This is a genomic window from Cronbergia sp. UHCC 0137 (assembly GCF_034932285.1).
GTDB lineage: Bacteria > Cyanobacteriota > Cyanobacteriia > Cyanobacteriales > Nostocaceae > Cronbergia.
The window spans coordinates 49,080-66,011 of record NZ_JAYGHC010000020.1; the positions used below are offsets into that span (position 1 = coordinate 49,080).

Here is a 16,932-nt window from a genome sequence, read left to right on the forward strand (position 1 = left end):
CACAGATTAAGAATATACTTTCATTATTTAGCTCTCGATTGCCAGTGGTAGCTTTGGCTAAATTCTGAAACTTTTAGCTATATTACCATGTTTGTTGAGTATTAAAAAAGATACAAAAAGGTTAGTAATTCGAGAACTTTGAGTAACTTATTGAACACAAGCAGGAGCGAAACCTTGAATAAAGCTGGGTTTTCTGGAAAACCGCAAAACTCATCAACAAGTCCTGGTGATGACATTCCAGTGGCGTTACGGGATACTGCTGATGCAGGATCTCCAGGGCGTTGGCGAGTTTTAATTTTAGTGTTTGGTGCCATAGGAGGATTTATTCTGTTGGCTGTAGCTAGTGGTTTTTTCTTTTTTGTCACATCACCGAAAAAAACTACTGAAGCTCAACCGATATTGAACAGTACACCAGAGGAGAATAATGATCATGTATTAGGGCATTTTGTCTATCCAGAAGCACCAGAATCAGAATTAGTAGCGATTACGGCTGACGGAAGGATAAGAATGCGAAAATCGGCTGCGGAAAAATATCAAGCAATGGTACAAGCCGCGCGGAGTAAAGGTGTAATTTTAGTGTCGATTTCTGGCTTTCGTTCCATTAAACAGCAGGAACAGTTATTTTTTGATATAGGGGCGCAGCGAAATCAAACTCCTGCACAAAGGGCTGCTCTGAGTGCGCCTCCTGGCCATAGTGAACATCATACTGGCTATGCTGTGGATATTGGAGATGGAACAGTACCGGCAACTAATCTCCAAACTAACTTTGATAATACTAAGGCTTTTCAGTGGTTAGAAGGGAATGCCGCTCGATTTGGGTTTGAGTTATCCTTTCCTAAAGATAATTCTCAAGGTGTCAGTTATGAACCTTGGCACTGGCGTTTTGTCGGCGATCGCGATAGTTTAGAAACATTCTACAAAGCCAAAAATCTCAACCCTACCCCAACGTCCCAATCAACACCCTAATAGCGAAACCCTATTTAGGGGTTGCTTAATAAAGCTAAAAGCCTGATAAATCAAAGGCTTGAAGCTAAAAAAAAGACGGTAGGTGCAAGGTTATAGCGTCTTGTGTCTGAAAAACCTTGCACTTTTGTTGATAGCCAGGGATGAAAAAATGTTTTTAACTATCCTCCTGACTCCTGACTCCTGACTCCTGACTCCTGACTCCTGACTCCTAGCCCTAACGAAAGGACTTTTTCCGCAAACCCTATTTAATCATTGTTATTTTCAGGAGTAGCAGGAGTTTCTGGAGAAGGTTGACGAGAACGACGCAAAGAATTAATCAATTTGTTTTGACTATTTTGATTTGTCGATGTCGGTTGTTCTCTTCTCCGTCGCCGATTTCTAGTAGTTGGTGCAGCAGGTGATAAACTGGTAGAGGTATTTTCCACTGGTTGACGACGCAGCCGCCGAATTAGTCTAGATGATGATGAACTGGTTGTAGCCGTTTCTCCTGATCTGGATCTGCGTCTAACTGGTTCTATCCTATTTACCGAAGAACCAGTGGTGTTATTTAACGCTTCTAAACGTCGCCTTCTTCGAGGAGTTTCCGCTGTCGTTTGCTGGTTTCTGGCTTCTATTTCTCTTTGCTTCTTGCGCTGTTGGGCTTCGCGGTGACGGCGAGAACCTTGGAGAGCAAATTCTGTACCGATAGATACTCCCTGTCTACCACCCTGGGCAGGTTTTAATTTCCAGTTACGTGCTTGTTTGAGGGTTTCTTCATCCAAGTCACTGTTCCCACTAGAACGGGCAATGCGTACATTAGTGACATTACCTTGATCGTCTGTGTCAACTGCCACTTCAACCCTGCCTTCAATTCCCCTGCGTCTGGCAGATTCTGGATATCTAGCGTTACATTCACGACAAGCTGCACGCCCGTTTCTTGTACCTTGGTTAGTCTGGGGGGTGGAAACCTTTCTAGTTGTGGGTGCTGTGGCGACAATCTCATTATTTCCTGGAGAACTTGTACCAGTGTCACTAGGTTTATTCGATACGGTTACGCTATTGCCACTATTAGAGTTAGTACCAGTTTGACTAGGTTGATTAGATACACTATTATTATTTCCCTGACTAGCCCTAGCATCTCTAATTCCACCTAATAGAGTCTTTAACTTGGAACTACTTTGCTCTACATTCACAGATGATTGGGCATTAGTTAGGACTTCTTGGGGGGGTATATTTGCCTTGGTTTCCGAACTGATGGGAACTGGCTGTGGTTTCTCCGTTGCTTTGGTAATCTGTTGTGTTCGCTGGGGAACTTGGGGAGTTGTGGGGCGTTCAGCAACCTTATTTACTGGTGCGGGTGCTTGTTTTTCGGGTTGAGGGGGTTGAGATACAACAGGAAGAGTTCTGACATTGTTAACACGCCGCACAGGAACTACTTCCGGTACTTTTTTTGTCTCTGGTATTTTTTCCTCGGTGGGGAAATCAACTATCGTTATTTCTAGGGGTTCATCTTTCACATCTGGCACTTTTGTGAAAAGATTACCGATACCTAAAGAAAGTACACTAATATGCAGCCCTAGTGAACCAATCAAACTATAAACCAGGAAAGTTCTCAAAGTCTCAACTTCTTTGGAACGTTGCTCGACAGCAATACCAGAAAAGCCCATATTCTATCGCTACCTATTCTCACTAATAGCATTATCTTACGATGAGGTGCAATAAAGATCAAGTAAAAAAATAATCTTGTTACCTGTGGCAAACAACCACAATTAATTGATGCTAGAGGCTGGAAAGGCTGTTTAGTTCAGATATTCTTGAAGTTGAAAAAATTTGATGTAAACAACAATAACATTAACTTGCAAAAAATTTGGCAGATAGATTATTGTTTCTTGACAAAGACTATCAATTTATATGAAACTACTGCGTAGTGTGAATAACGAGGAGCTAAATGGGAATTAATAATCTGTTTACGGCGGGTGGTGTGGTAATGTGGCCTCTGCTGGGGTTTTCGGTGTTAGCGATCGCCCTAATTATTGAGAGAGTCAAGTTTTGGCTGAGAATTAATAACCGTCAAACCCGTGTAATTAGAGATGTTTTGAATCTCTATCGGTCAGATAACGTAGTTAGTGCTATGGATAAACTCCAAAAAAACGCCGATTTACCCCTAGCCCGGATTTTTTTAGCGGCTTTAGAATTAGAAGAACCCAACCCAGAAGAATTTCGTCTGGCATTAGAAAGCGAAGCGCAAGCAGAAATTCCTGGACTCAAACGCTTTCAAAACATCTTTGATACTATTATTGGTCTAGCACCACTACTAGGATTACTGGGAACAGTATTAGGATTGATTAATTCCTTTGCCTCTCTGGATATTGGTGATATTAGTGGTGCTAAAGCATCAGGAGTAACATCTGGTATCAGTGAAGCCCTAGTTTCCACCGCTTCAGGATTGATAGTTGCCATATTTACACTATTTTTTGCCAACTCCTTCCGGGGAGCTTATCAGCGTCAAATGGCACTAATTCAGGAGTATGGAGGACAACTAGAATTACTTTACCGTCGTCGCTACGAAAGAGGAGATAGAACCTATGCGTCTACCAGATGAGCCAGATATACTGCCACAGATCAATATTGTGCCGATGATTGATGTGATTTTTGCGATTTTGACATTTTTTATTATGTCAACATTGACTTTAACCAAGTCGGAAGGGTTGCCAGTAAATTTACCCAAAGCATCAACAGCCCAGAGGCAACAAGTTCCCACAAAAATCACGATCACAGTGGATGCAAAAGGAGTAATTAGTGTCAACCGTCAAGCGATCGCAGTAGATGGGTTAGCAGAGAAATTAAGAACTTTGATTGGTGCTGAATCGGAAGCCCTAGTAATTATTAATGCCGATGATCAAGTTGGTCATGGACAAGTGGTAGCAGTAATGGATCGGGTAAGACAGGTAAAGGGAGCAAAATTAGCGATCGCCACCCAAAAACAATAGCAGAACTTACAGAAAATCATCAAGATTTGACTTCTCTCCCTGCCCCCTGCCCCCTGCCCCCGGTCGGTGAGCGTAGTCGAACCGCTACTTCCTGCCTCTTTTCCGACGCTGGAAATAACCCTCCATCATTTCTAAAACCATGGGGGCTGCAACACTACCACCACCACCACCAGAATGTTCAGCAAAGGCGACTATGAGAATTTCTGGTTTATCCATGGGAGCATAAGCACCAAACCAAGCGTGATTTTCTTTGATCCCACGCCTCCAGGCTTCCGCCGTACCAGTTTTACCTGCCACAGGGGGAAGTGTCGGTTTATTCAAAATCTGAGCCGTACCCTCACTGATCACCTTTCGCAGTCCTTCCTGGAGAATTTTAATAGTTGAAGGTTTGAGATTTAGAGATTTTCGCCAGTTTTTCACATCTCTATTATCTTTTAATAAATGAGGTTGGACTCGATAACCATTATTAGCAGGTACAGCAAACATCACCGCCACTTGTAGAGGAGTAGTTTGTAAAGCCCCTTGGCCAATGGACATATTGACACTATCCCCCACACTCCAGGGAATTTTCCAAGTTTTCTGTTTCCATTTTTCATCGGGAACTAAACCTTTGGCTTCTTCTGTAGAAAAATCAAACCCAGTTTTTTCTCCAAACCCATATTTGCGAGTCCATTCAATCAAGGTTGGTCCACCAACTTTTTTGGCAATTTGATAAAAGAAAGTATCACTACTCCATTGCATTGCACCGACAAAACCCAATGGACCAAATCCAGCGTGATTCCATTCACCAAACCTTGTACCACCGATTGTTAAAGAACCATAGGTTTGTAAAACTGTATTAGGAGCAAATTTACCCGATTCTAGTGCAGCGGTGGTAGTGACAATTTTAAAGGTACTGGCCGGTGGAAACACACTCAAAGCGCGATTAACCAAAGGATGCTCATCTCCTTGCACAGTTTTCCAATCTTTTTGAGAAAGTTTTTGTTTAGAAAAGATATTTGGGTCGAAGGTGGGGTGAGATACCATGGCTAAAACTTCGCCATTTCTGGGGTCTAAAGCGACAATTGCCCCATTGCGATTATTTAAAGCCCGATCTGCGGCTTGCTGCAAATCTAAATCTATAGTTAGGTGGAGATCATTACCAGCTTTTGCTTGTTTTTCTCCTAATATTCTGATGGGACGGCCTGCACCATCTACTTCTACTTGCTGTCCACCCCATTCACCACGCAAAGTTTTTTCATAGGCTTTTTCTACTCCCATTTGCCCAATTACATCACCTAACCGATAACCCGCCGATTTCCTTTTTTCTAATTGTTCAGGGGTGAGTTCACGGGTGTATCCTAAAATATGAGCTAGTTCTCTACCTTTGGGATAATAACGAACTGCTTCTGTATTGATTTCTACATCCTTGAGTTCATTTTCGTATTCCTTTAATACTGTAATTTGTTCTTCATTCAGGTCACGGGCAATGCGAATGAGAGAAGATGGGTTAGTAGATGATTTCTCTAGTTTATCTTCTATTTCGTTTAAGGGAATTTCTAAAATTTGCGCTAGTCTTGGCCCGACTACAGACCAGGCTGGTTTGGTATGTGCCATTGGCCATAAATATACAGACCGGGGATAGCGGGTGGTGGCTAGTAGCTTACCGTTGCGGTCAAAAATGTTGCCCCGTTCCGGTTGCTTGGGAATCATTCTAATGCGGTTTGATTCTGCCCTCTGCCGATGACGTGGCCCTTCAACAATTTGCAAATATGCTAAACGAACACCTATACCAGAGGTCATGAATAAAGTGAATAAAATTAAAAATATCGGTTGAAAATTGCGTCCAACTGTGCGTGTATTTTTTCGCCCGCCCAGTAAAGGATGTTGTAATAAAGCCATAGGACAAAAATAACTTGTAAATTACTAACTAATAGCCTTTGTGTTCAAGTTCTACCAAGTATTGATCAGACTATCAACTACAGGATGATAGTATTGGTTTATGGAGGAGAGGAGTTAAAATTATGTTTCTGATTTTCTCATGATTTTAGGAATAATCAATTTTGATCATTATTTTAGAACTATACTTCAAACTGGTGGGATTAGTTTTATTGGGATTAATATTGGGACGGAAATTACCTGACCATTTTCCCTTGTATTTAGGTAAGTTTCTGTTTTGGGTAGGAGTACCGTTCAGTGTTGTAGCTTTTTTGCGTCAAGCAGACTTATCTGGACAGATTTGGATTGCACCAGCGATCGCTCATTTAGCTATCTTATTAGGGGCATTTTTAGCCTGGTTACAGATTAAAAGTCAAGTCTATTTCACTAAGTCTTCTCCCGAAAAATCAACACAAGGTAGTCTGATTCTCACTGCAATGGTGGGTAACACAGGTTACTTTGGTTATCCCATTATTCTCGCAATGGTGGGCAAAGAATATTTCGCCTGGGCTTTATTCTACGACTTATTGGGATCACTTTTCGGTGCTTATGGTTTAGGAGCAATATTAGCAGCTAAGTTTGGTCGCACTGTTGAGCATCATGTAAATATTGTTCAGGTGATTTTAATTAATCCGGCTTTGTGGGGTTTTGGATTTGGCTTGCTATTTCGCCCAGTAGCTTTACCGTCTGTAGTAGAATTTTGTTTAGACAAATTAGCTTGGAGTGTTGTGGCTTTAACTCTCATTCTCATGGGAATGCGTCTTTCAGAGTTAAATTCTTGGCATAAATTACCCCAAGTAGCCAGTAGTTTGGTGATTAAAATGCTTCTAGTTCCCCTAATTTTGGGTAGTATGTTACCATTATTGGGAATTACTGGTGAGGTGGCTAAGGTATTAATTTTACAAATGGCCATGCCTCCAGCCTTTGCTACCCTGATCATAGCCGAAACCTTTAATCTTGACCGTGATTTGACAGTGACAGCGATCGCTCTAGGGATGATTGTATCTTTAGTTACTCTCCCCCTTTGGCTTTGGTTATTTTAATCGGATGAGGAAATTTACTGAGATATGGTAGAATAGATAATCATTCAATCCTTGAATTATGGCAGAGTCCAAGATCAGTACCTTTGATTATTCTGAGCGATCGCTGTTTGAACTTCAAGATCCAAATAATGCCATGCAAGGCTTAGAACCAGAACTCAGAGAACAAAATCAACAATTACAACAAGCTTTAGCTCTATCCGATGGGCAACATCGCATTCTAGAATTAGTAGCGCAGGGTAAACCCTTGGCAACCGTATTATCAGCCCTAGCTTTACTGATAGAATCCCAATCGAGATTAAAAGTATATTGTTCTTTTCTTTTACTCGAAGATGGTAAGCGACTCCGAAGTTGTGCCGCACCCAGTTTACCTCAAGGATATAGCGCGCTCGTAGATAAGATAGAAATTGGTGTAAATGTGGGTTGTTGCGGGACTGCTGCTTACCTAAAAATCCCAATAATTGTAGAAGATATTGCTACCAGCCCATTGTGGAAAAACTACTTGATTGCCTTAGATTACGGTTTACGATCTTGCTGGTCTACCCCAATTATTGCAGAAGATGGTCGAGTGCTGGCAACTCTAGCCATGTATCATTCTTTTCCTTACACCCCCATCAGCCATGATCGTGAACTCCTAGAGAAAGCCACATCCATGGCACGGGTAGCAATTGAACGTCATCAGGCACAAATTGCCCTGAAACAGCAAGCAGAGAAGTTAGAACTGGCTTTTAGAGAATTACAACAAACCCAACTACAACTGGTGCAAAGTGAAAAAATGTCGGCTTTAGGTAATTTAGTAGCCGGTGTTGCCCATGAAATTAATAATCCCATCGGCTTTATTGGTGGTAATATTAATCCAGCCCTATATCATATTCAAAATTTATTTAAATTAATTGACCTTTATCAACAAGAATTTCCTCAATCCAGTCAAATTATTAAAGAAACAATAGCAGCAATTGAATTAAATTATATCAGAGAAGATTTACCCAAATTGATTAGTTCGATGAAATTGGGTGTTGAGAGAATCTCTAATATTAGTACCAGTTTAAGAACCTTTTCACGGGCAGATAAAGACCATAAAATTGCTTTTAATATTCATGAAGGTATTGATAGCACTATTTTAATTCTTAAACACCGTCTAAAAGCTAACGAAAATCGTCCAGCTATTGAAATTGTCACTAATTATGGTGATTTACCGCTAGTGGAATGTTTTCCGGGGCAATTAAATCAAGTATTTATGAATTTGTTAGCAAATGCCATTGATGCCCTAGAAGAATCAAATATAGGACGCAGTTTTACAGAAATAGAGAATAGTCCAAATCTGATTATTATTAATACAAACCTAGAACATAACCTGGCAAAAATTTCAATAATTGACAATGGTACGGGTATGACTCAAGAAGTGAGAGAGCAGATATTTGATCATTTATTTACTACTAAGGGTATCAGTAAAGGTACGGGATTAGGATTAGCGATCGCTAAACAAATAGTTGAAGAAATTCACGCAGGTAAATTATTATGTAATTCTACTCTGGGTGTAGGAACAGAGTTTGTGATTGAATTACCATTAGAGTAATTACCCAAATTGCTAGTTATCAATTCCTATTTTCATCCTGTAAATCCTCAAATCCTGGACATCCTGATATGGCTTGCGCCACGCTACGCTATCAGACAGTCCCCAATCATGCTTTTACTGATACCTGTCCATATTTAGCCGCTAAATCAGCTAAATTCACCGACTCATAAGGCTCAAAAGGTTGGTGAATCCAAGGATTATCCGGTAAAAAATCAACATAGAAATCTGGGACAATCACAGAATCAGACTTATACCAAATCACACCGGTTCTAATTTCTTCAATTGGAAACTTACTATATGACCTTAACCAAGGGACAGTTTGCTCAAGTGTAATCCCTGAATCTACCAAATCATCCACCAGCAGAATCCGTGAACCTAACTTTTCTCTAGTCATGGTTAAATGAGGAGAAACAATTAAATTACCCCTTTCTTGCTTACCCGCTCCGTTGTAAGATGAAGTAGCTAAAATCGCTAAAGGTTGATTGTAGATGCGTGAGAGAATATCTCCTACTCGCAGTCCTCCCCTAGCTAAACAGACAATTTGGTTGAACTCCCAACCCGATTGATAAATGTTAACTGCTAATTGTTCAATTTTTTGGTGATAATCTAACCAAGAGATGTAAAGGTCTGACATAAGACTAAAACAAGTTATTTTCAGCTAAGTAGGTGGGCGTTAAAAATTGTTGTTGGGGCAAGGGAACAGGGAACAGGGAACAGGGAACAGGGAACAGGGAACAGGAAGAGAGTTTTGGACATCTTTAGTTTTCTTCACATACCTTTAATTTTTTCTGTTCATCTACTTAGGAATATGAATTAAATAAAGTGCAAAAGTAGGAAAAGTAGGGTGTGTTAGCGACAGCGTAACGCACCATTCCACGTTAAATCAGAATTGCAGGTTATTAAATTTGCGTTCCTTAGTACGGAAAACAGAATTAAATTCTTTATTGTAGTATGATTGCAAATTATTATGAATGATTTTCTTGGTGATGATAATTTAATCAAAACTCCCATAACTAGAAAATTAGATTTAAAAACCAAACTAGCTTATGGTGCAGGAGACTTAGGCCCTGCCATTACTTCTAATATTGGCATATTTTTTATGCTGGTTTTTTTTACCAATGTTGCTGGTATTCCTGCCGGGTTAGCAGGTAGCATTTTGATGATTGGTAAAATTTGGGATGCCATTAACGATCCAATTATCGGGTTATTGACTGATAAAACCAAATCATCACGGTGGGGTCGTCGTCTGCCTTGGCTATTATATGGAGCAATACCTTTTGGATTTTTCTTTTTCTTGCAATGGATTGTACCGCAATTTAGTCCTGATCAAAGTAGTAATATTTGGCCATTGTTTTGGTATTATGTAGTCATTGGCATCATTTCTCAGGCATTTTTCACCGTTGTGAATTTGCCTTACACAGCGATGACTCCCGAACTCAGCCAAGATTATGATGAACGTACTAGCCTCAATAGTTTTCGTTTCACCTTTTCTATTGGTGGGAGTATTTTATCTTTAATTTTGGCACAAATTGTATTTTCTCAAATAGCTGATAGTCAACAACAGTATTTAGTTTTAGCAGGTATATGTGCTGTAGTTTCGATTTTATCATTATATTGGTGCGTTTATGGAACACGCGATCGCATTTTGGCTTTTGAAGCCCAACGTATCCAACGAGAAGAACCAGAGGAAATCCCCTTTTTTGCCCAGTTAAAAATTGTCTTCACCAATAGACCTTTTTTATTTGTAATTGCTATATATCTATTTTCTTGGTTAGGAGTACAAATCACAGCCAGCATCATTCCCTATTTTGTAGTTTACTGCATGGGGCTTAAAGATTCCGACGTACCCACATTAATGATTGCTGTCCAAGGAACAGCTTTAGTCATGTTATTTGTGTGGAGTGCATTAAGTAAAAGAGTTGGTAAAAAACTTGTTTATTTTCTGGGAATGTCTATATGGATTATAGCTGCTGGAGGACTATTTTTTTTACAACCTAATCAACCCTTACTGATGTATGCAATGGCTATTATGGCAGGTTGTGGAGTTTCTACAGCTTATTTAGTACCCTGGTCAATGATTCCTGATGTAATTGAATTAGATGAATTACAAACAGGACAACGACGGGAAGGAATTTTTTATGGTTTCATGGTTTTATTGCAAAAATTCGGGTTAGCCTTTGGGTTATTTTTAGTTGGTAATGCCTTACAAGCATCTGGTTTTAAAGAAAGTGTAGCCGGACAAGCTGCGGTATCACAACCTGATTCAGCACTTTTCGCTATCCGCATAGCTATTGGACCTCTACCCACCATTTGTTTAATTATTGGTTTAGTTTTAACTTTCTTTTATCCCATTACCCGCGAAATGCACGCAGAGATCATGATGAAACTCAAACAGCGTCGGGAAGGAACTGGGGAAATATAGCAGGAGGCAGGAGGCAGGAGGCAGGAGGAAAGGGGAGAAATAAGATGAATTTACTGTTCCTTGTTCCCTCTTTCAACAAATGAATTTAATTTTGTCCGACTACTTATGAATCAGATTCACTAGGAGAAAAAATTACCGGCTGTTGATACAATGGCACAGTAAAAGTTACCGTTGAACCTAATCCTTCCCCTAGACTATAGAAATGCACCTCACCACCCATTGCTTCGACTAATTTTTGAGATATGGTCAACCCCAAACCTGTACCACCATAATGACGAGTGCGAGAACCATCTACCTGAGAAAATAGTTGAAATAACTTATCTTGTTTATCTAAAGAAACACCAATACCAGTATCAGCCACCCGCACTTTTACCATACCTGGGAATTGCTGCGGTTGAGATTTTCCTTTGCCTTTTTTAATGACTAAATCGGCGCTGATGGTTACGCCACCTTCATGGGTAAATTTAATGGCATTACCGACCAAATTTAGCATAACTTGTAACAATCTTTGGTAATTGCCTTGAACGACAATTTCATCAGAGGTGGGCGGTTTACGCATTTGGAAGCTGAGTTTTCGCATCTCCGCTTGGGGACGCATAAAGTTTTCTACATCACTAAATAGCTCATTTAGCTTCACTGGTGCGACATCTAACACCATTTTACCAGCTTCGATTTTGGCAATGTCTAAGATATCATTGAGGATATTCAGCAGGTGAATTGATAAATGATGAGCTTCAGTTAAAAACTGATTTTGTTCTTCTGGGTCGTCGGCCATTCCTTCTAAAATCAGCTTTAAAAACCCAATCATGCCATTTAGGGGGGTGCGAATTTCATGGGATACATTGGCCAGAAATTCACTTTTTAATCGGGAGGCTTCTTCGGCCTTTTGCCTAGCTGCTTCTAGTTCCTTATATAAAGTAGCATGAGCGATCGCTGTTCCTAACTGATCTGCCACTTCCTTGACTAATTCTAACTCCCCATCTGTCAAAGGGTAGCATTCCTCTGTAAAATCCAAAGCCGCTAACCCATTAGCTTGGTCTTGGTAACAAGTAGCCACCAGCAAAATTTTCTTTTGTTTCCCATTAATATAATTAGATACCTCAGCCATCACTGGTTCAAGGGTCGTTAAAGCTTTCACAAAAGCTGGTTCAGAAGATAGCTCTATTTCTGATCCCAGTAAGGGATTTAGCCCAGACTGTCGATATTCTGCCACTACCCGCACCGTTAAGTTAGAGGGTTGGTAAGGACAAATAATACAGCGTTGTAACTTTAGTACCCTACCCAAACTATCAACTGTACGCTGCCAAATAACATCTAGATCCAGTGTGCGGCGGATATTTCTGGTGATTTTATTTAATATTTTTTGGTGTTGCTGTGATACCTGCGGCACATTGCGTGTTCCCGTAGGCAAAGTCCCAGTCAAATCTAATGATTTCGGAGTTTTTGATCCCCGCTTCCCCTCTTTGGTGTTGCTCTTGGTTGACAATAACCTACCCATCACCAAAACCGTAGTTGCCCCTTGACCCACCCTTGGCATAATCGGAGTAATTGTCAAATCCAACTCTAATAACTGCTGACGGCACTTAAACCAACACTGAACTCTTTCAGGCACTAAACTGGTTAAAATCCGGCGTAATTGCTCCAAATAAGCGACCTGATCAACCGGCATAAATTCTTGATTTTCATTCAGCAAATCAACTATTTTCTCAGTCTTGAATCCCAAGAGTTCGCTATGCTGACAATAAAATGTCAGATAACGCCCTGACCGATCTTGCATATAAACCAACTCCGCTCCTAGAGTTGGTAATAAGCCATCAGTAATGCGGGTGATAGATTCCAGATTCTGAGGAAATAAATTTGGCAATTGGGTGTTCGCAGTAATAGTCATTTAATCGAGTTGGATAGACAAATGGCTTTCTACCGTGCTTGTACTAAAGCTGTTTAAATTTTGGCATAAAGTTTTACAGCTTTCACACTTTCGATTATGTATTTTTGACTTTTCAGGAATCTAGAGCATTAAATTTTACAATTTTTATCATTTAAGAATGAACAAGCATTAGTTAACAGCTTATTTCAATCATTCCATTCACCTCTAGGGGGAACAGGTGTCCGCACAGGATTGCGCGTTAGCTCATCATCTCTAATGGCATCACCCCGTAACCATTGACGAATTGCTACCTCAATTACTTTACTAGGGTCATTGGTAAGATGCTGAATTTGCTCTAATAACTCGGAATCTAAGTGGAGAGCGATTTCTACCTTATCAGCGTATTTACTTTCCAGATTGGTAGGGTTTTCTTGTGTATTCATAGGTTTAGATGCTCTGAAGTTGTTTTATCCACAGCCTTGTCTAGCAGTTATATTTACAGCAGATTGCAGATCAATGAGGTACAGAATTTAAATTGAAACCTATACACAAAGCCAGTTTTTCTCCTGACTCCTGACTCCTGACTCCTGACTCCTGCTGTATAATTCCGGCTTTTTGTAAAGCTACATTATTTCCCGAAATAATACCAAGGTAAAATGTCAGGTTTTAAATGGTAATTTTCCTATAACTCCTTAGACAAGAGCTTCTTGTCTAGAAATTTTGTTGTTAAATCAGCAAATTTGGGCAATTACCCATGAGTCCAAACGTACTTGAATTTATATCCCAATCTATTGTACCCCCCTGGTTAATGATTGCCACCGGCTAACGATAGACCTTCACAAAAATATGCTCAAAGCAATTGATTCTTTCTCCTGACTCCTGACTCCTGACTCCTAATTCCTAACTAGCAACTTGGGTTAAAATACATGAAGTAAATAGCTTTCACTTTGGTTGCTGCTCAAGCAAAAATTAGTATATGACTGACGTTCCCGCAGTTCGCATTCGCAATTTCTGTATCATTGCTCATATTGATCACGGAAAATCAACCCTCGCCGATCGCCTACTACAAGCCACTGGGACTGTAGAAGACCGACAAATGAAGGAACAGTTTCTCGACAACATGGATCTGGAACGGGAGCGTGGCATTACAATTAAGCTGCAAGCTGCCCGGATGAATTATACTGCTAAAGATGGTCAGCAGTATGTGTTAAACTTAATTGATACTCCAGGACACGTGGATTTTTCCTATGAGGTGTCCCGTTCTTTGGCAGCTTGTGAAGGGGCGCTGTTGGTAGTAGATGCGTCCCAAGGTGTAGAAGCGCAAACCCTAGCTAACGTTTATTTGGCGCTGGAGCATAATTTAGAAATTATCCCAGTTTTGAATAAAATTGACTTACCAGGAGCAGAACCAGACCGGGTAATTGGGGAAATTGAAGAAATTATTGGTTTAGATTGTAGTGGAGCAATTCTGGCTTCTGCTAAAGAGGGAATTGGTGTTCCTGAAATTTTAGAGGCGGTTGTCGAGAGAGTCCCACCACCAGCAGACAAGATTAACGATCGCTTACGGGCTTTGATATTTGATAGCTATTATGATAGTTACCGTGGTGTAATTGTCTATTTCCGGGTAATGGATGGAACAGTCAAAAAGGGCGATCGCATCTACTTAATGGCATCCGGTAAAGAATACGATATTGATGAGTTAGGTGTTCTCTCTCCCAGTCAAAAGCAAGTCGAAGAACTACACGCTGGGGAAGTAGGTTATTTAGGAGCATCAATTAGAGCGGTAGCTGATGCACGGGTAGGCGATACCATTACTTTAGCTAAATCAAAATCTACAGAAGCCCTACCTGGATATACGGAAGCGAACCCAATGGTATTTTGTGGGATGTTCCCCATAGATGCCGACCAATTCGAGGATTTAAGGGAAGCCTTAGAAAAACTCCGGCTCAACGATGCCGCGTTGCAATACGAACCAGAAACATCTAGTGCGATGGGGTTTGGTTTCCGTTGTGGTTTCTTGGGTTTACTGCACATGGAAATCGTCCAGGAACGCCTAGAACGGGAGTATAATCTAGATTTAATCATTACAGCCCCCTCGGTGGTTTACAAGGTCATCACCGTCAAAGGAGAAGAGTTATACATAGATAATCCTAGCCGATTACCCTCACCCAACGAGCGGGAAAGAATTGAGGAACCCTACGTCAAAGTCGAAATGATTACGCCGGAAGTTTACGTTGGGACTTTGATGGAATTATCACAAAATCGCCGTGGTGTGTTCAAAGATATGAAATATCTCACCCAAGGACGGACTACCCTAACCTATGAGTTACCGTTAGCGGAAGTTGTTACCGACTTTTTTGATCAAATGAAATCGCGATCGCGCGGGTACGCCAGCATGGAGTATCATCTAATTGGCTACCGGGAAAATCCCTTGGTTAAATTGGATATCATGATTAACGGTGATCCCGTGGATTCCCTAGCCATGATTGTCCACCGCGACAAAGCCTACAACGTTGGTCGTTCAATGGCTGAAAAACTCAAAGAACTCATCCCCCGTCATCAATTCAAAGTTCCCATTCAGGCATCCATTGGTAGTAAAGTAATTGCCAGTGAACATATCCCCGCTTTACGGAAAGACGTTTTAGCCAAATGTTACGGTGGTGACATCAGCCGCAAAAAGAAACTCTTGCAAAAACAAGCAAAAGGTAAAAAGCGGATGAAATCTGTAGGTACAGTAGATGTACCCCAAGAAGCATTTATGGCCGTCCTGCGTTTAGATCAAAGTTAGATGATTTAAAATTAAAGGGGTAGCTAGAAACGTCACCTATACAGAGATGGTGCGTAGCGGCTTCCCCGACCGAAACCTATTCGCCTCTAAAACTTAATTTTCCAATAGCTATCCTATGCAAATCATTCTTAATCTTGACGAATCCCTTCTCAAAGAAGCCCTCCAACTCACCAACCTCAACGCTCAAGAAGAATTGATTAAACTTGCTCTGCATGAACTTCTGCGATCGCGCCGCAAGAAAAACCTTCTAGACCTTGCTGGACAAATTCAGTTTTCCCAAGACTTCGACCACAAAGCCCTGCGCGAAACTCGTCATGCCCTTTTTGTGATATAATGACAGTAAGGGAACATTGCCTCTAATTGCATCTGTAATAACCTTAAAGGGGCGGTTAGAAACCGCTTCTAAACAGACAAAACCCACCTCCGTGGGTTTAAATCCCCATTTCTAGGGTAAGTCCTCTTGCTTTTGCTTTACGGCTAATATCGTTCATTACTTCTTCAAGTGGTCTACGCTTTCTGGCGAGTTCCTTGAGCCTCAAGCTTAGGATAGCATCGATCTTTTGACGGTCAGCAAGTATGGCTGATTCATAGAGTTTTGCTGCTTCCGCATCTACACAAATTTTAATTTCTCTAACTTCCATAAATATTTGTACTCCAAAGAAAATTTTTAGACTATCTAAAACTCCATTACCTTCTGCCTTAATTTTACTCACATTCCCTTTTTGTGATATAATGGCGGTAGCGGAACATTGCCTCTAGCTGCACCTGTAATAACCAACCACTGAGAAATTCCACTCCATCACCGCCAGGCATAGAATAAGAAATATTATCAGTTAATCTAGTTTTACCATTCTCTGCTGTAAACTCGTGGCGATGTACCCAAGACTCAAAGGGTCCCGATATCTGTTTATCAGTAAATAAAGAATATTCTTTATATTCAGTATGACGCGCTAACCAAGTCAAGGGTAACAGACCAACAAACAGCCGAAATTCTGTAATTGCACCCTCATTCAGTCCTCCTTCCCGACGAAGTACCTGGACTGGTTGCCAAGGAGGGGTTAGTAGCTGTAAAATATCCGGTCTTTCGTGAAATTTCCAAACTACTTCTACTGGTGCGTTAATAATTGAGGAATGTTTAAAATGCAGCATGGAAAAAATCTAAACTCTAACCTGCGTATTCTGTATCTATTTCAATATCTAGTGTATCTTCATCAACGCGCACATACAAAATATTTGGGTGACAACAAACCTGACAATCTTCAACGTAAGACTGTTGATTTCCTCCACTTAGGTCGATAAAGGTTAAGTTTGTTTCACCACAATAAGCGCAGTAAAATTCGGATGTGTTTTGCATTTTTGAATATTATCCTTGATTTTTTGTCTCACG

General features: G+C 40.6%; 16 protein-coding genes. 8 read left to right on the forward strand and 8 right to left on the reverse strand.

Features of this window, described 5'->3' with window-relative positions:
• Nucleotides 1–174: 174 nt before the first annotated feature.
• Nucleotides 175–966, forward strand: coding sequence for a M15 family metallopeptidase (locus VB711_RS12335; RefSeq protein WP_323286340.1), 792 nt, complete (start codon nucleotides 175–177; stop codon nucleotides 964–966).
• Nucleotides 967–1,211: 245 nt separating this feature from the next.
• On the opposite strand, the gene VB711_RS12340 is transcribed toward VB711_RS12335, so the two are convergent.
• Complete coding sequence (locus VB711_RS12340; RefSeq protein ID WP_323286341.1) at nucleotides 1,212–2,612, reverse strand: energy transducer TonB; 1,401 nt, start codon at nucleotides 2,610–2,612, stop codon at nucleotides 1,212–1,214.
• 281 nt (nucleotides 2,613–2,893) lie between these two features.
• Between VB711_RS12340 and VB711_RS12345 the strand changes: the two genes are divergently transcribed.
• Together VB711_RS12345 and VB711_RS12350 are read left to right on the forward strand one after the other, a co-directional pair.
• On the forward strand, nucleotides 2,894–3,547 hold the full coding sequence (locus VB711_RS12345) for a MotA/TolQ/ExbB proton channel family protein (protein ID WP_323286342.1): 654 nt from the start codon (nucleotides 2,894–2,896) through the stop codon (nucleotides 3,545–3,547).
• Nucleotides 3,531–3,935 (forward strand): biopolymer transporter ExbD, encoded by a 405-nt coding sequence (locus VB711_RS12350; protein WP_323286344.1) that lies wholly within the window; start codon nucleotides 3,531–3,533, stop codon nucleotides 3,933–3,935. Before VB711_RS12345 ends, VB711_RS12350 begins: the two co-directional genes overlap by 17 nt.
• Nucleotides 3,936–4,019: 84 nt before the next feature.
• Here VB711_RS12350 and mrdA read toward each other — a convergent pair whose 3' ends face one another.
• Nucleotides 4,020–5,816 carry a penicillin-binding protein 2 gene (mrdA, locus tag VB711_RS12355; RefSeq protein WP_323286345.1) on the reverse strand — a complete coding sequence of 599 codons (1,797 nt, stop codon included), beginning with the start codon at nucleotides 5,814–5,816 and terminating at the stop codon, nucleotides 4,020–4,022.
• A 161-nt stretch (nucleotides 5,817–5,977) separates the two neighbouring features.
• Between mrdA and VB711_RS12360 the strand changes: the two genes are divergently transcribed.
• A complete protein-coding gene (locus VB711_RS12360) occupies nucleotides 5,978–6,895 on the forward strand; it encodes an AEC family transporter (RefSeq protein ID WP_323286346.1) in 918 nt (305 codons plus the stop codon).
• Between the two features lie 58 nt (nucleotides 6,896–6,953).
• Nucleotides 6,954–8,468: an ATP-binding protein gene (locus tag VB711_RS12365; RefSeq protein WP_323286347.1), complete on the forward strand. Its 1,515-nt coding sequence runs from the start codon at nucleotides 6,954–6,956 to the stop codon at nucleotides 8,466–8,468.
• A gap of 106 nt (nucleotides 8,469–8,574) precedes the next feature.
• On the opposite strand, the gene VB711_RS12370 is transcribed toward VB711_RS12365, so the two are convergent.
• Nucleotides 8,575–9,102 (reverse strand): phosphoribosyltransferase, encoded by a 528-nt coding sequence (locus VB711_RS12370; RefSeq protein WP_323286348.1) that lies wholly within the window; start codon nucleotides 9,100–9,102, stop codon nucleotides 8,575–8,577.
• 333 nt (nucleotides 9,103–9,435) lie between these two features.
• Here VB711_RS12370 and VB711_RS12375 point away from each other — a divergent pair, with 333 nt between their 5' ends.
• Complete coding sequence (locus VB711_RS12375) at nucleotides 9,436–10,890, forward strand: MFS transporter (protein WP_323286349.1); 1,455 nt, start codon at nucleotides 9,436–9,438, stop codon at nucleotides 10,888–10,890.
• A gap of 103 nt (nucleotides 10,891–10,993) precedes the next feature.
• Here the strand turns inward: VB711_RS12375 and VB711_RS12380 are convergent, their stop codons facing one another.
• Both VB711_RS12380 and VB711_RS12385 read right to left on the reverse strand, forming a co-directional pair.
• Entirely contained in the window at nucleotides 10,994–12,778 is a 1,785-nt protein-coding gene (locus VB711_RS12380; RefSeq protein WP_323286350.1) for an ATP-binding protein, read from the reverse strand.
• Between the two features lie 185 nt (nucleotides 12,779–12,963).
• On the reverse strand, nucleotides 12,964–13,200 hold the full coding sequence (locus VB711_RS12385) for a hypothetical protein (RefSeq protein ID WP_323286351.1): 237 nt from the start codon (nucleotides 13,198–13,200) through the stop codon (nucleotides 12,964–12,966).
• 533 nt (nucleotides 13,201–13,733) lie between these two features.
• Between VB711_RS12385 and lepA the strand changes: the two genes are divergently transcribed.
• A complete protein-coding gene (gene lepA / locus VB711_RS12390; protein WP_323286352.1) occupies nucleotides 13,734–15,545 on the forward strand; it encodes a translation elongation factor 4 in 1,812 nt (603 codons plus the stop codon).
• 115 nt (nucleotides 15,546–15,660) lie between these two features.
• Nucleotides 15,661–15,879: a type II toxin-antitoxin system VapB family antitoxin gene (locus tag VB711_RS12395; RefSeq protein WP_323286353.1), complete on the forward strand. Its 219-nt coding sequence runs from the start codon at nucleotides 15,661–15,663 to the stop codon at nucleotides 15,877–15,879.
• A gap of 97 nt (nucleotides 15,880–15,976) precedes the next feature.
• Here VB711_RS12395 and VB711_RS12400 read toward each other — a convergent pair whose 3' ends face one another.
• Genes VB711_RS12400 through VB711_RS12410 form a run of 3 tightly spaced genes read right to left on the reverse strand, consistent with a single transcriptional unit; the run spans nucleotide 15,977 to nucleotide 16,899 of the window.
• Nucleotides 15,977–16,258, reverse strand: a complete 282-nt coding sequence (locus VB711_RS12400) for a hypothetical protein (RefSeq protein WP_323286354.1) — start codon at nucleotides 16,256–16,258, stop codon at nucleotides 15,977–15,979.
• Nucleotides 16,251–16,694 (reverse strand): SRPBCC family protein, encoded by a 444-nt coding sequence (locus tag VB711_RS12405; protein WP_323286355.1) that lies wholly within the window; start codon nucleotides 16,692–16,694, stop codon nucleotides 16,251–16,253. The genes VB711_RS12400 and VB711_RS12405 overlap by 8 nt, the downstream gene beginning before the upstream one ends.
• A 16-nt stretch (nucleotides 16,695–16,710) precedes the next feature.
• A complete protein-coding gene (locus VB711_RS12410; protein WP_323286356.1) occupies nucleotides 16,711–16,899 on the reverse strand; it encodes a CPXCG motif-containing cysteine-rich protein in 189 nt (62 codons plus the stop codon).
• Nucleotides 16,900–16,932: the final 33 nt, after the last annotated feature.

Bases quoted from the DNA above. Each gene is read 5' to 3' on its own strand.
- VB711_RS12345 (WP_323286342.1), top strand. From the start codon at position 2,894: ATGGGAATTAATAATCTGTTTACGGCGGGTGGTGTGGTAATGTGGCCT.
- VB711_RS12350 (WP_323286344.1), top strand. From the start codon at position 3,531: ATGCGTCTACCAGATGAGCCAGATATACTGCCACAGATCAATATTGTG.
- VB711_RS12380 (WP_323286350.1), bottom strand. From the start codon at position 12,778: ATGACTATTACTGCGAACACCCAATTGCCAAATTTATTTCCTCAGAAT.
- VB711_RS12395 (WP_323286353.1), top strand. From the start codon at position 15,661: ATGCAAATCATTCTTAATCTTGACGAATCCCTTCTCAAAGAAGCCCTC.
- mrdA (WP_323286345.1), bottom strand. From the start codon at position 5,816: ATGGCTTTATTACAACATCCTTTACTGGGCGGGCGAAAAAATACACGC.
- VB711_RS12365 (WP_323286347.1), top strand. From the start codon at position 6,954: ATGGCAGAGTCCAAGATCAGTACCTTTGATTATTCTGAGCGATCGCTG.
- VB711_RS12385 (WP_323286351.1), bottom strand. From the start codon at position 13,200: ATGAATACACAAGAAAACCCTACCAATCTGGAAAGTAAATACGCTGAT.
- VB711_RS12370 (WP_323286348.1), bottom strand. From the start codon at position 9,102: ATGTCAGACCTTTACATCTCTTGGTTAGATTATCACCAAAAAATTGAA.
- VB711_RS12375 (WP_323286349.1), top strand. From the start codon at position 9,436: ATGAATGATTTTCTTGGTGATGATAATTTAATCAAAACTCCCATAACT.
- lepA (WP_323286352.1), top strand. From the start codon at position 13,734: ATGACTGACGTTCCCGCAGTTCGCATTCGCAATTTCTGTATCATTGCT.
- VB711_RS12340 (WP_323286341.1), bottom strand. From the start codon at position 2,612: ATGGGCTTTTCTGGTATTGCTGTCGAGCAACGTTCCAAAGAAGTTGAG.
- VB711_RS12405 (WP_323286355.1), bottom strand. From the start codon at position 16,694: ATGCTGCATTTTAAACATTCCTCAATTATTAACGCACCAGTAGAAGTA.
- VB711_RS12410 (WP_323286356.1), bottom strand. From the start codon at position 16,899: ATGCAAAACACATCCGAATTTTACTGCGCTTATTGTGGTGAAACAAAC.